The sequence below is a fragment of the Nodosilinea sp. FACHB-131 genome (assembly GCF_014695395.1).
Classification (GTDB): domain Bacteria; phylum Cyanobacteriota; class Cyanobacteriia; order Phormidesmidales; family Phormidesmidaceae; genus Nodosilinea.
Window position 1 is genome coordinate 36,259 of sequence record NZ_JACJOF010000011.1, and the last position, 12,018, is coordinate 48,276.

The window sequence follows — 12,018 nt, forward strand, 5'->3', positions numbered from 1 at the left end:
ATGCCTACCTACGTTGCCATTGGTCGCGATACCAGCGGAGCCCAGCGCAAAGAGCGGATCTCCGCTGAGACTCCTAACGAGGCCCGTAATCTCTTAAAAGATCAGGGCCTTTATGTGATGGATATAAAGGAGGAATCCGGGTTCAATATTGACCTGGAGAGCATTAAAACCTCCATGACCAAGGTGACGGTTAAGGATAAGGCAATCTTTTCCCGTCAGTTTGCTGCTCTAGTTAACGCTGGTGTTGCTCTAGTGCGAGGGTTGGGGGTACTGGCAGACGACTGCTCTAATCCAAAGCTCAAGAAGGCGCTGATGGCCATCAACGCTGACGTGCAGCAGGGCACTAACCTATCTGACGCTATGCGTAAACACCCGGCCTGTTTTGACAACCTCTACGTGGCGCTTATTCAAGCGGGCGAGGTGGGTGGCGTACTCGATGAAGTCCTCAACCGTTTGGCCAAGCTACTGGAGGATTTAGCCCGGTTGCAAAACCAGATTAAGTCGGCTATGGCTTATCCGGTAACAGTAGGATTCTTGGCGGTGATAATCTTTGTCGGCATGACGGTGTTTTTGCTGCCGATCTTTGCTGATATGTTTGAGGACTTAGGGACTGACCTACCAGTTTTCACTCAGATCATGATGATGATCAGTCGGTTTTTGCGCCAGCCCTTGAACTGGGTATTCATGGTGGCGGCGATATCGGCGCTGACATTTGCCTACCGGCGATACTACGCCACCCTCAACGGTCGTCGAGTGATTGACCGTTTGTCTCTCAAGATGCCTCTGTTTGGCGACTTGATTCAAAAAACGGCTACTGCTCGGTTTTGCCGCACCTTTGGTTCTCTTTCAAGGTCTGGGGTCCCTATTCTCACTGCACTGGAGATTGTGCGGGACACGGCGGGTAATCAGGTGATTGCTGAGGCTGTGGATGAGGCCCGTAAGGATGTACAGGGGGGAGGGATGATTAGTCTGGCACTCCAAAAACACGCAGTGTTTCCCGGTATGGCAATCCAGATGATTAGTATTGGGGAAGAAACTGGGGAACTAGACTCAATGCTAATGAAGGTGGCTGACTTCTATGAGGACGAGGTAGAACAGGCTGTGAAGGCTCTGACCAGCATCATGGAGCCGATCATGATTGTGGTGTTGGGTGGCATGGTAGGGTCGATTCTGGTATCGATGTACTTGCCAATGTTCAAGATTATGGATGCGATTGGTTAGGATCCAGTGACCCCTGTGGTCTATCGTTGACAACTGTCTCAAAACAGTGGCCAAGGCATCTTTGCCTTGGCCACTGTTTTGCTGAGCAGCTTAGTAGAGCTAAGACAATAGCCCTTTGCTGAGCCGCTGGATAGCTCTGTGGGCCACCTCGCCATAGCTGACCTCACCACAGAACACCTTCACCATGGTTAGAGTGCTAGAGGGACGTTTCACCCCAGCACGATAGGCCAAGGCTGGTGCGCTGTAGACTAAGCGGGCTATGCGTCTGGCCCAACGCATCTCTTCGCCCCATTCTGTGTTCATTATCTGGCTGTAGTCTGCTAATGCTTGATGCCCCTTTGAGGCTGGGAGTTCACTGTCTTCTTTAAGAGCCTGGGCGATCGCATCTGCGGCCTTAAGCCCGCTAAAGATGGAGGGGCGAATGCCCTCGGCAGTGAATGGATCAACTACACAGGCGGCTTCCCCTGCTAACACGGCTCGATGGGTGTGCAACTCCTGGAACCCGTCCCAAATGAATATAGGATGGCCAAAGTGCTGTACGGTGCTGGCGTTTACGCCAAAGGCGGCAGCATAGTCCCCAACTGGAGTTCGTAGGTCCTGCTTGCGCTGAGCCCCGGAGCGAAAGACACCCCCGCCAATGGAGTAGCCATCGGCTTTAGGAAAATTCCACAGGTAGCCCTGCTGCATGAGGCCCAGGTCAAAATGCACTACGGGCTCGCTGGGAACTTCCAGGCGAGGCTCGGCTTCTAGAGCTGCGGCCAGTTTATACCGACGTTGGGAAAAGCCAAGCCATTTGGCCATTAACCCGCGTGCCCCGTCTGCCGCAATTAAAAAACGTCCCTGAGCTGGGCCCTGAGTAGTGTTGACCTGCCAGAAATCCCCATGGTTTTCGATGCTTTGGGCCTTGGTGCCATCCCAAAGGGTAGCCCCTTGTTTTTGGGCCTGTTGCACAATGAAGTAGTCAAACTCGTCGCGCCGCACCATCCACAGCGCTTTTTCAGCAGGCAGTTCGGCTTCAATGGGGTCGGCCATATTGAAGGTGTAGCGAACCTTGCGCACCTTAACAGAGATAGCAGGAGCAAAGTCAAAGTCAAACCACTGAGCTACCTGTGGCGAGACACCGCCGCCGCAGGGTTTGTAACGAGGGAGTTTGGCGGCATCGAGCAGCAGAACTTGATGACCTGCTTTGCTGAGGTGGTAGGCGGCAGTGGATCCGGCGGGTCCGGCACCGACAATAATGCAGTCGTACATAGGTTTACTATCCTTTACGCTAAGCTGCTTTGCTCTAGGCCAGCCAGCAGGCGAGGGGAAACATTAGGTATTGCAGGAAGAACAGCTTCCAAATGAACTGATAAAACTCGGGATAGGTCAGATTCCTTTGAGCCATGGCATTTTGGCCGCTGTGGGGCACCCGCAAGCTCATCCACCACAGGAAAGCTAGCACTAACAGGTGCGAGCCTGCCAGGAAAGGCCGATTGACCTCATCCAACCAGGGGGTGACTAGCGCCATGCCCAGATAACAGACAGTGAGAATACTCAACGCCAGCTTAAACACGGTGCGCTGACCCAGCTTTAAGGATAGAGTGCTGATGCCGTAGCGGCGATCGCCCTCAATGTCGGGAATATCTTTAAATAGCGCAATAGCAATGCTAAATAGCAGAACAAATGCCGTCAGCGCCCAAACTCGTCCAGGAATGGTGAGGGGAAGACTGAGGCGATCGCTAAAGTGCAGAAATAACCCCAAATTTACAATGGTGCCCCGCACCGCCAAAATACATACTGAGGCCCAAAACGGAAACCGTTTGAGCCGCGCCGGGGGCAGTGAATAAGCAGTGCCGATAATCAGGCTCAGGCCCACCGTCGCCAGCAACCAAGGACCGCCTACGACCGCTAAACCCATGGCCCCTAGGCCTGCTAAGCCAACAATCCAGCGGCCATCAGCAACGGAAAATTCTCCGGCAGCCAGGGGCAGGTGGGGTTTGTTGATGCGATCGATCGCAATATCCTCCAGCTGATTGAGGCCAACAATGTAGAGATTGCCTAGCAGACAGGCTGCCACAGCAATTCCGACTAGACCCAGCAGAGGCTGGAAGGATGCGAGGTTTTCGAAACCTAGATCAGCCAGAACGATGGCGGCAATGCCCACCACGCTGAGACTAGTGCCAATGACGGTGTGAGGCCGCCAGAATTTCCAAAGGGCGTAGAGCCAAGAACGAGGGGACTGGGTAAAGCGCAGCCGCTTCCCCTGGGGCATAGAGGAATTCGGTGGGGCAGCGTTGGTCATAAATTAAATCTTATCGCCAGGGGTTCAGTGTTCTAGCTTATCGGCTGATGGCCTATTTATTGGCCTACTCTAACTGGGCTGGGCCGATTTTCTCAGTCTTGAACGGGTTTCCCTCGCATCGCTTCGATATCCAGCCAGGTGACGATTACCCCGGCCACCGGCACCGCTAGAAAGAGACCCAAAACTCCGGCTACCGTAGCCCCTACAATCAAGGCAAAGAACATGACCACGGGATTAATATCTAAAGAATCTTTCATGATGTAGGGCAGCAGCAGATTTTCTTCAATCTGTTCTACCGCAACGCAAACGACAACGGCTTGGATGGCTAACCATACCCCCTGGGATAGCAGCAGCAAGGATACAATGCTGATCCCCATGGTTGCCCCAATGCCTGGAATCAAATTAAATAACCCGGCAATGACGGCGAGCACCAGCGGAAAGGGCATGCCCAAAAAGGCAAAGACCGCAAAGGTGGAGGTGATAGAAAACACAGCCAGCAGCAGCCGGCCCCAAAAGAAACTCAGCAAATTGTGCTGAATCACGGTGTTGAAGCGCACTTTATTGCGAATGGGCAGGTTATTGAGCAACCACCACCAAATTTTGGCCCCATCCAGCATCATAAATAAAGTGACGACTGCAACGAGAATGGCGAGGACCAGATTGGCCAGGGTTGATTGCAGAAGCCCTAGCCCAGTTGTGAGAATGGCTACGGCCTGGTTTTGTAGCTGAGGCTCTAGACCCTGCAAATCGACGGGCAGATTCAGCGTTTCTAACAGTTCTTCGGCGCTGCTCAGCCAGGGTATGACTGAATCGGAAAAGTTTTGTACGCTGGCAGAAAGCTGCTGCCCTTGGGATAACACCGCCATGCCCAAGGTGAGGGAGAGGCCAACAATAATGGCCAAGCAAGTGAGAAATACAGCGATCGCCGCTACCCCGCGGGGTAGCCATCGGCTGAGCCAGGTGACCGGATGGTTGAGCAAAAACGCCAAAATAGTAGCGGTAACAAACACTACTATTAGTACTTCAAAGTAGGCCAACAGCTGAATAGTGGCCCAACCGCTGGCAAACAACAGCAAGAACCGCACTAGAGTGCTGGTGCCTAAAGCGGCCCAGATACTATCTTTGCTCCGAGGCGACGCTCCTGGGGCAGTTTCTTCCTGGGATTCCTCAGTTTTCATGGACTGGGGCTTCTTGCACGAGCACGAAAGGTTGCACAATCAACGACTGAAACTGCTTTTTAGCGGCTTGATCCCACACTTCTAGCTGTAAGGGTGAGGGCTTGGTGATAAGAGCTTCGGCAATCCAACGGTTGACGGCGGCGGTATTGTCGGTGGCGATCGCCACTCCCACCTCGACTAAATCTAGCTGGCGATCCACCACCACCACCGCCCCCCGATTAGCGTGGGGGCTGATCCAAGCCCAGTCGGCGGGGGCCAGCATATCGGTAAGTTCTTGTTTGAGGTCTTGGGACATGGCTTGGCCAGTGCGATCGCGAACTTTTACAGGCTACCAGATGGGACGGGATGGGGGTGGAGGGGTGGGGAGTGGGTGGATGGGTAGGTGAGGGGATTAGCGGCCAAGGTCGTGGAGGCGGTGAACCTCGGCGGCGCACTGAGCGGTGATTACCTCTAACCCTTCGCGGGCCGTGGAGGGGGGTGGGGCGATCGGGGCACCAATGCGAATCGTAAGGGGAGTGGGGCGGGGTATAGAAGATCCTTTAGTAAAAATGCGCTGGGTGCCCCAAAGGCTGACGGGCAGCAGCGGCACCTGAGCTTTGGCCGCAATCAGCGCCGCGCCGATTTTAGGCTCAGGAATGCGGCCATCGGGGGTGCGAGTGCCCTGGAGAAAAATGCCCACCGCCCAGCCCTGCTCCAGCTGCTTGAGGGCTTCGCGAATGGCGCTGCGATCGGCGCTGCCCCGCTTCACTGGGTAGGCCCCGTAGAGGCGAATGGCCTGGCTGAGCACGGGCACTTTAAACAGCTCTTCCTTGGCCATGTAAGAGACGGGGCGGCGCACGGCAGCAGAGAGCAGCGGTGGGTCAAAGTCGCTAGCGTGGTTGGCGACTACCACCAGTCCCCCGGTTTTGGGCACCTGATCTGTACCGTAGACTCGGCCCCGAAAATATAGGCCCAGCATAGGACTGACCACCGACCATTTGAACAGGTGGTACCACAGCAGGTTAACGGGGGGTTCGCGATCGCGGCTCATCTCGGGCCTATTCTGTAAAACCATCAAAGTCCCTTTGCCTGGAAGACTGGACTGTCGCGCGAGGCTCAGCCTGCACTGGCGACCTGCTCCAGATTACCTACGTTGACCAGCGCGAGTTCTTTGCAGGTGCGCTTGGTCAACCCGGTGAGCACGTTCCCCGGCCCCACTTCGACTACTGTGTCAATGCCTAGTTCTGGCAACGCCAAAGTAATCTCGCGCCAGCGCACAGAGCCTGTCATCTGCTGGATTAGCCGCTGCTTCAACACCGAGCCGTCAGTGGAGGGGGTAGGGTCTACGTTGGAGAGCACCGGCACTTGAGCAGTGGCAAAGGGGATTGGTTCTAAAACTTCCTGAAATGTTGCGGCGGCATCAGCCATCAGCGGCGAGTGGAAAGCTCCGCTAACATTGAGCTTCACGGCTCGCTTGGCCTTCACACCTTCCATCACGGTGGTGACGGCCTCCGGCGTGCCTGAGATCACTACCTGACCAGGGTTATTGTCATTGGCGAGCACCACGCCTGGGGTGGCCTCAATCTTGGCGGCTAGCTCATCAGCGTCGAAGCCCAGCAGGGCGGCCATCATGCCGTCAGAGGCTTGGGCCATTAACTCGGCACGACATTGCACTAGGGTCAGCCCGGTGGCAAAGTCAAAGACTTCAGCGGCGTAGAGGGCAACGTATTCTCCCAGGCTGTGACCGGCCACGACCGCTGGCTGATGGCCCTGCTCCTTGAGCAAATCAACCAGAATGCTTTCGATGACGTATAGACAAGGCTGGGTATAGAGAGTGTTCGAAACCTTATCGTCAGCGTCTTGAACCACATCGAGCACCGCCCAGCCCAGGACAGCCTCAGCTTCGGCAAAGCGCGCTTGGGCTAGGGCCACGGTGGCCAGGTCTGTCCCCATGCCGATCGCCTGGGAACCCTGCCCAGGAAATACCCATGCTGCGTTTGTCATACCTCTACCTTCCCGACTTGCGTGGCGATCGCGGCCAGCCCCAATACCTGCTTTGCCCCATCCCATCATCAGGAACGGCTTGCAAAGCCATCAGCGCTGCCAGAACTACACAAGATACTGTCTCACAAAATGCTCACTGAAACCGCCGTGGGAAGGAGAGCGAGAGTGAGGGGAAACCCAAGTCGACTATCTACTTGGCAACAGCAACTGGCCCGATTGTCTAGCCCCACTGAATGATGGCCGAGCCCCAGGTCAGCCCCGCCCCAAAACCAGCGGTAGCAATCACATCTTCAGCTTTTATTTTCCCGGCCCGCACGGCTTCGTCGAGGGCAATAGGGATAGAGGCGGCGGAGGTGTTGCCGTGATGAGCCATGTTGCTAACCACGCGCTCAGCGGGCACGTCTAGGCGATCGGCCACGGCGTCGAGAATGCGCTGGTTGGCCTGGTGGAGCACCAGCCAATTGATATCGGCGGTGGTGAGGTTGGCGCGGAAGAGAGCTTTTTCGATCACTTCGGGGACGCGGTTGACGGCGAACTTATAGACTTCGCGTCCATTCATGGTGATGGGGGCGAAGGTGCCTTTCTGAACGGTGATGTCTCCAACCAGAACATCGGATTCAGGTTGGTAAGCCAGGTTCAGGCAGTGATTTAAGGAGCCATCACTGCACAGCTCAAAGCCAAGCAGGCGATCGCGCTCAGCCGCCCGCAGCACCACGGCCCCAGCCCCGTCGCCAAACAGCACGCAGGTGGTGCGATCGTCCCAGTCTGTCCAGCGAGAGAGCACGTCGGCCCCAATCACCACCACGTTCTTAAACACCCCGGTGCGAATGTATTGGGCGGCCGTCACCAGGGCAAACACAAACCCAGAGCAAGCGGCGGTGAGGTCAAAAGCCACGGCGCGAGTTGCCCCCAGCGCCCTCTGCACCTGACAGGCCGTCCCAAATAGATCGTCGGGGGTAGAGGTAGCCAGCACAATTAAATCGACCTCTTCGGCGCTCACTGCGGCCATGGCTAAGGCATTGCGGGCGGCCTCCGCAGCCAGAGACGCAAGTGAGTCCTGAGGAGCTGCTACATGGCGCTGACGAATGCCGGTGCGAGTCGCAATCCAGTCATCGGAGGTGTCAACGCGCTGGCTTAGATCGTCGTTGGTGAGTTGTACGGTTAGGCAGGCTGAACCACTGCCCACCAGTGACACACCGGGCATGAACTGTTCCACGGGTTATTCTCCGTCTGCTGCGGGGATGGCCACCCGCTGGTACTGGGCCTGAATCCGGTCTTGAACGCGGTTGTCGACCGCCTCTTTGGCCAGCCGAATAGCGTTAAACACCGAGGGTGCCTGGGAGCTGCCGTGGCTGATCACCGTCACCCCAGCTACACCCAGTAATAGGCCGCCACCATGCTCGGCGTGGTCGACCCGCTGCTTAATGCGGCGCAGGTTGGGCTTAAGAATAGACGCTCCAATCTTGCCGCGAACGCCCTGAGGCAGCTCTTCTCGCAAAATTTGCAGTACCGATTCACCCACTGCCTCGGCAAACTTGAGCAGCACGTTGCCCACGAAACCATCGCAGACCACCACATCAAACTGGCCCGAGAGAATATCGCGCCCCTCAGCATTCCCCGCAAAGGGAATGTTGGGGTTTTCTTCAAACAGTTGGTGAGCCTTTAAGGCCAAGTCGTTGCCTTTGCAGGGCTCTTCGCCAATGTTGATTAGCCCTACACGGGGGTTGTCGACTCCCAGCACATAGCGGGAATAGATGGTGCCCATGATGGCGAACTGTTCTAGATACTTGGGGCGGCAGTCGACGTTGGCCCCCACGTCTAAAATCAGCACCGATTTGTTGGCAACTACAGTGGGAAATACGGCTCCGATCGCCGGTCGATCAATGCCCTTCAGCCGCCCCAACCGCAGCAGGGCGGCAGCCATCGCTGCCCCGGAGTGCCCCGCCGATACGACCGCATCGGCCTCGTTACGCTTGACCAAATCCATGGCCACGTTGATCGAGGCTTGGGGCTTTTTGCGCAGGGCGCTCAGCGGCTCTTCGTGCATTTCGATGCTGCCCTCGGCGGGCACTAGCTCAATGCCCACCAGATGCTCCGGACTGGCGGTAGATGCTTTGATCTGCTCGATATCGCCGACCAGGGCGACATCGACATCTAGCTCAGCCTTGGCGCGAATGGCACCTGCAACGATTTCGCCTGGGGCAAAATCTCCCCCCATGGCATCAATAGCAATGCGTGCCCGGTTAAAACCCATCTGCTAAATCTGTTAAAAACCTGAGGAAATTCTAGCAGACTACCCTACCGACTATTCTTCGCCGGGCTCCACTATGCGCTGAAACAGGTAGCCGGTACCTCGAGCGGTGAGAATCAGCTCTGGGTTGCTAGGGTCGTCTTCGAGCTTAGCCCGCAGGCGAGAAATATGCACATCGACCACGCGGGTATCGACGTGGCGCTCGGGGGTGTAGCCCCACACTTCCTGCAAAATTTCGGAGCGCGAGAAGGGCTCCCCGGAGCGGCTGACCAGCAGCTCTAGCAGGCTAAACTCCATGCCGGTCAGGCGAATGCGCTCGTCGCCCTTGTACACCTGGCGCTTGTTGGTGTCGATGCGAATGGTGTTGACAGAGATGACGCCGGAGCTAGGAATGCCGGTCATGCCGGTTTTGTCGACCCGGCGCAGTACGGAGCGAATGCGGGCCTCTAGCTCTTTGGGCGAGAAGGGTTTGACGACGTAATCGTCGGCCCCGAGTTCTAAACCGGTGATGCGATCGGCCACATCCCCCAGGGCAGTGAGCATAATAATAGGAATATCAGACTCTTTGCGGAGCTCTTGGCAGACGCCGTAGCCGTCGAGCTTAGGCATCATCACATCGAGCACAACCAGGTCAGGAGCGGCGTTGCGAAAGGTTTCTAGGGCCTCTTCGCCATCGGCGGCGGTGACGACGTCATAGCCGATCATCGATAGGCGGGTCTCAAGAATTCGCCGAATGCTGGCCTCATCGTCGACCACTAGAATTTTTTCTTTGTTGTTTTCCAAGGCTTTCAAGGCTCCCTACATAACGTCATATTCTATAAACAATCGCAACGTTTAATGATTAACTTTTGAAAGCTAATTAGTTGATTGAGCTAAACAACCGTGGCTACGGGCAAAGCAATGCCCTCAAACGTTGCCAAAGCAGAACCTACAACGTTTGATTATTCTATGTGTATTGATTCATGCCGCATGCGTGGAACATCTGTGCTTCAGGCTTTTTTAAGGTTTATTGCGCAGTAGCGGTCGTGTTTTAGAGCCAAGTATCGCCCTGGATAATCGGCAGGGCAGGGGTAGTTATGGCTAAATCTCGTTCAATTTTTGTCTGCAACGAATGCGGAGCTGAGTCGCCCCAGTACTTTGGCCGCTGCCCCGTGTGCAACAGCTGGAATGCTTTGGTAGAGCAGGCTCAGCCCGCTAAGGAGACGACCGCTCGGGCCTCTGCTCTGGGGCGTAGCCGGGGTGGGCCGACGACGGCTAAGGTCAGCCAGCCGCGCTTGGCCATGACCCTAAATCAAATTCAAGACCATCCCCAGGCGCGACTGCCTTCGGGCTATGGGGAACTCGACCGAGTGCTGGGCGGCGGCATTGTACCGGGGTCACTGGTGCTGCTGGGGGGTGATCCCGGCATTGGCAAATCTACCCTGCTGCTCCAGGTGGCGAATCAGCTAGCGTCACGGCAGCGGGTGCTGTACGTGTGTGCAGAGGAGTCGGGACAGCAGGTGAAGCTGCGGTGGCAGCGGCTGGGGCCGGTGGGGAAGGTGGAGGGTAATGGGGGTGATGGGGTAGGGAGTAGGGGAGGCAAGGGAAGAAAGAAGAGGGAAGAAAAAGAAGAGGCGGAGTTTGAGGAGTTTGAGTCTGCTGGGGTGGAGGCGGTGGATTCGCAGTTGTTTTTGCTGCCGGAGATTGACTTAGAGACGATTCTGATGGAGCTGGAGTCGCTGAAACCGACGGTGGCGATTATCGACAGTATTCAGGCGTTGTACTATGCGGCGCTGACCTCGGCCCCTGGTTCGGTGTCGCAGGTGCGGGAATGCACGTCGGCGCTAATGCAGTTGGCGAAGCGAGCGAATATTTCACTGTTTATCGTGGGTCACGTGACCAAGGAGGGGGCGATCGCCGGTCCCAAAGTGCTGGAGCACCTAGTCGATACGGTGCTGTACTTTGAGGGCGATCGCTTCGCCAGCCACCGACTGCTGCGATCGGTGAAAAATCGGTTTGGGGCCACCCACGAGCTGGGTGTGTTTGAAATGGTCGATCGCGGCCTGGCGGAGATCAGCAACCCCTCGGCGCTATTTTTGGGCAATCGCGATGAGCAGGTGCCAGGCATCGCCACCATCGTCGCCTGCGAGGGCACTCGGCCCTTGGTGGTGGAGCTGCAGTCACTGGTCAGCCCCACCAGCTATAGCTCACCCCGGCGGTCGACTACAGGGGTCGAGTACAACCGGCTGCTGCAAATCTTGGCGGTGCTAGAGAAGCGGGTGGGCATTCCCCTATCTAAGCTGGATGCCTACGTGGCATCGTCTGGCGGGCTGGCGGTGGGGGAACCGGCGGCGGATCTCGGCATCGCGATCTCGGTGGTGGCCAGCTTTCGCGATCGCCTCGTCGATCCAGAACTCGTGCTGATTGGCGAAGTGGGCCTAGGTGGTCAGGTGCGACCGATTTCGCAGCTAGAGCTGCGGCTGAAGGAGGCGGCGAAGCTGGGCTTTAAGCGGGCGATTGTGCCCAAGGGGCAGTTGGTAAAAGTAGACGGGCTGGAGATTGTGGAGGTGTCGCGGGTGGTGGATGCGATCGCCCACGCGCTGAAGGGAAGTGGGTGAGGTGAATTTTAAGGTGAGGGAGATAGGGAAGATGGGGGAGACGGGGGAAAAAAATTTGTAAACTCTCCTCACCTCCCCGCATGCCACCGCCAGCCTGTAAGCATGCCTATCGAACTGTGGACGTGGTGAAGGTGCTGAGAAGACTAAAATAATGTAAAGAACCTTAAATACCGCCCCTGGAGGTGCGCGCTATGACCCCTACCGTCGAAATCTACACTTGGAGAAGCTGCCCCTTCTGCATTCGCGCTAAGCGATTGCTTGACCAAAAAGGTATTGAATACACCGAATACGCCATTGACGGCGATGAGGCGGCCCGCAACAAAATGTCTGAGCGAGCTGACGGGCGGCGATCGCTCCCCCAGATTTTCATCAATGACCACCACGTGGGCGGTTGCGACGACCTCTTTGCCCTAGATGCCAAGGGCGGCGTAGAACCTCTCCTAAGTGGTTCCCCTGCTTAGCAACGCTGGCAGCAAAGAACCTGAGAATTATTCTGCGGAAAGA

The 12,018-nt window shown here is 56.4% G+C and carries 12 protein-coding genes; 3 read left to right on the forward strand and 9 right to left on the reverse strand.

Annotation, left to right across the window (positions count from 1 at the left end; all coding sequences use genetic code 11):
* The gene (locus tag H6F75_RS06725; RefSeq protein WP_190750484.1) at positions 1 to 1,221 is read left to right on the forward strand and encodes a type II secretion system F family protein; all 1,221 of its coding nucleotides are present in this window, start codon (positions 1 to 3) and stop codon (positions 1,219 to 1,221) included.
* 99 nt (positions 1,222 to 1,320) lie between these two features.
* Here H6F75_RS06725 and H6F75_RS06730 read toward each other — a convergent pair whose 3' ends face one another.
* The 9 genes from H6F75_RS06730 to rpaB form a co-directional block, all read right to left on the reverse strand.
* Positions 1,321 to 2,472, reverse strand: coding sequence for a geranylgeranyl reductase family protein (locus H6F75_RS06730; RefSeq protein ID WP_190750486.1), 1,152 nt, complete (start codon positions 2,470 to 2,472; stop codon positions 1,321 to 1,323).
* A 34-nt stretch (positions 2,473 to 2,506) separates the two neighbouring features.
* Entirely contained in the window at positions 2,507 to 3,505 is a 999-nt protein-coding gene (locus H6F75_RS06735) for a homogentisate phytyltransferase (RefSeq protein ID WP_190750488.1), read from the reverse strand.
* Between the two features lie 92 nt (positions 3,506 to 3,597).
* Positions 3,598 to 4,683, reverse strand: coding sequence for an AI-2E family transporter (locus H6F75_RS06740; RefSeq protein WP_190750490.1), 1,086 nt, complete (start codon positions 4,681 to 4,683; stop codon positions 3,598 to 3,600).
* Positions 4,673 to 4,978 carry a DUF2288 domain-containing protein gene (locus H6F75_RS06745; RefSeq protein WP_190627503.1) on the reverse strand — a complete coding sequence of 102 codons (306 nt, stop codon included), beginning with the start codon at positions 4,976 to 4,978 and terminating at the stop codon, positions 4,673 to 4,675. Before H6F75_RS06745 ends, H6F75_RS06740 begins: the two co-directional genes overlap by 11 nt.
* 96 nt (positions 4,979 to 5,074) lie before the next feature.
* A complete protein-coding gene (locus H6F75_RS06750) occupies positions 5,075 to 5,713 on the reverse strand; it encodes a lysophospholipid acyltransferase family protein (protein ID WP_190750624.1) in 639 nt (212 codons plus the stop codon).
* Between the two features lie 65 nt (positions 5,714 to 5,778).
* Complete coding sequence (fabD, locus tag H6F75_RS06755; RefSeq protein WP_190750492.1) at positions 5,779 to 6,666, reverse strand: ACP S-malonyltransferase; 888 nt, start codon at positions 6,664 to 6,666, stop codon at positions 5,779 to 5,781.
* A gap of 220 nt (positions 6,667 to 6,886) precedes the next feature.
* Positions 6,887 to 7,870 (reverse strand): beta-ketoacyl-ACP synthase III, encoded by a 984-nt coding sequence (locus H6F75_RS06760; RefSeq protein ID WP_190750626.1) that lies wholly within the window; start codon positions 7,868 to 7,870, stop codon positions 6,887 to 6,889.
* A 15-nt stretch (positions 7,871 to 7,885) separates the two neighbouring features.
* Positions 7,886 to 8,920: a phosphate acyltransferase PlsX gene (gene plsX / locus H6F75_RS06765; protein WP_190750494.1), complete on the reverse strand. Its 1,035-nt coding sequence runs from the start codon at positions 8,918 to 8,920 to the stop codon at positions 7,886 to 7,888.
* 51 nt (positions 8,921 to 8,971) lie between these two features.
* Positions 8,972 to 9,700 carry a response regulator transcription factor RpaB gene (rpaB, locus tag H6F75_RS06770; protein WP_026072530.1) on the reverse strand — a complete coding sequence of 243 codons (729 nt, stop codon included), beginning with the start codon at positions 9,698 to 9,700 and terminating at the stop codon, positions 8,972 to 8,974.
* Between the two features lie 293 nt (positions 9,701 to 9,993).
* Here rpaB and radA point away from each other — a divergent pair, with 293 nt between their 5' ends.
* Complete coding sequence (gene radA / locus H6F75_RS06775) at positions 9,994 to 11,514, forward strand: DNA repair protein RadA (protein WP_190750497.1); 1,521 nt, start codon at positions 9,994 to 9,996, stop codon at positions 11,512 to 11,514.
* A 191-nt stretch (positions 11,515 to 11,705) separates the two neighbouring features.
* The gene (gene grxC, locus H6F75_RS06780; protein ID WP_190750500.1) at positions 11,706 to 11,975 is read left to right on the forward strand and encodes a glutaredoxin 3; all 270 of its coding nucleotides are present in this window, start codon (positions 11,706 to 11,708) and stop codon (positions 11,973 to 11,975) included.
* Positions 11,976 to 12,018: the final 43 nt, after the last annotated feature.

Coding starts and splice junctions, on each gene's coding strand:
- H6F75_RS06725 (WP_190750484.1), top strand. CDS start 1: ATGCCTACCTACGTTGCCATTGGTCGCGATACCAGCGGAGCCCAGCGC.
- H6F75_RS06730 (WP_190750486.1), bottom strand. CDS start 2,472: ATGTACGACTGCATTATTGTCGGTGCCGGACCCGCCGGATCCACTGCC.
- H6F75_RS06735 (WP_190750488.1), bottom strand. CDS start 3,505: ATGACCAACGCTGCCCCACCGAATTCCTCTATGCCCCAGGGGAAGCGG.
- H6F75_RS06740 (WP_190750490.1), bottom strand. CDS start 4,683: ATGAAAACTGAGGAATCCCAGGAAGAAACTGCCCCAGGAGCGTCGCCT.
- H6F75_RS06745 (WP_190627503.1), bottom strand. CDS start 4,978: ATGTCCCAAGACCTCAAACAAGAACTTACCGATATGCTGGCCCCCGCC.
- H6F75_RS06750 (WP_190750624.1), bottom strand. CDS start 5,713: ATGAGCCGCGATCGCGAACCCCCCGTTAACCTGCTGTGGTACCACCTG.
- fabD (WP_190750492.1), bottom strand. CDS start 6,666: ATGACAAACGCAGCATGGGTATTTCCTGGGCAGGGTTCCCAGGCGATC.
- H6F75_RS06760 (WP_190750626.1), bottom strand. CDS start 7,870: ATGCCCGGTGTGTCACTGGTGGGCAGTGGTTCAGCCTGCCTAACCGTA.
- plsX (WP_190750494.1), bottom strand. CDS start 8,920: ATGGGTTTTAACCGGGCACGCATTGCTATTGATGCCATGGGGGGAGAT.
- radA (WP_190750497.1), top strand. CDS start 9,994: ATGGCTAAATCTCGTTCAATTTTTGTCTGCAACGAATGCGGAGCTGAG.
- grxC (WP_190750500.1), top strand. CDS start 11,706: ATGACCCCTACCGTCGAAATCTACACTTGGAGAAGCTGCCCCTTCTGC.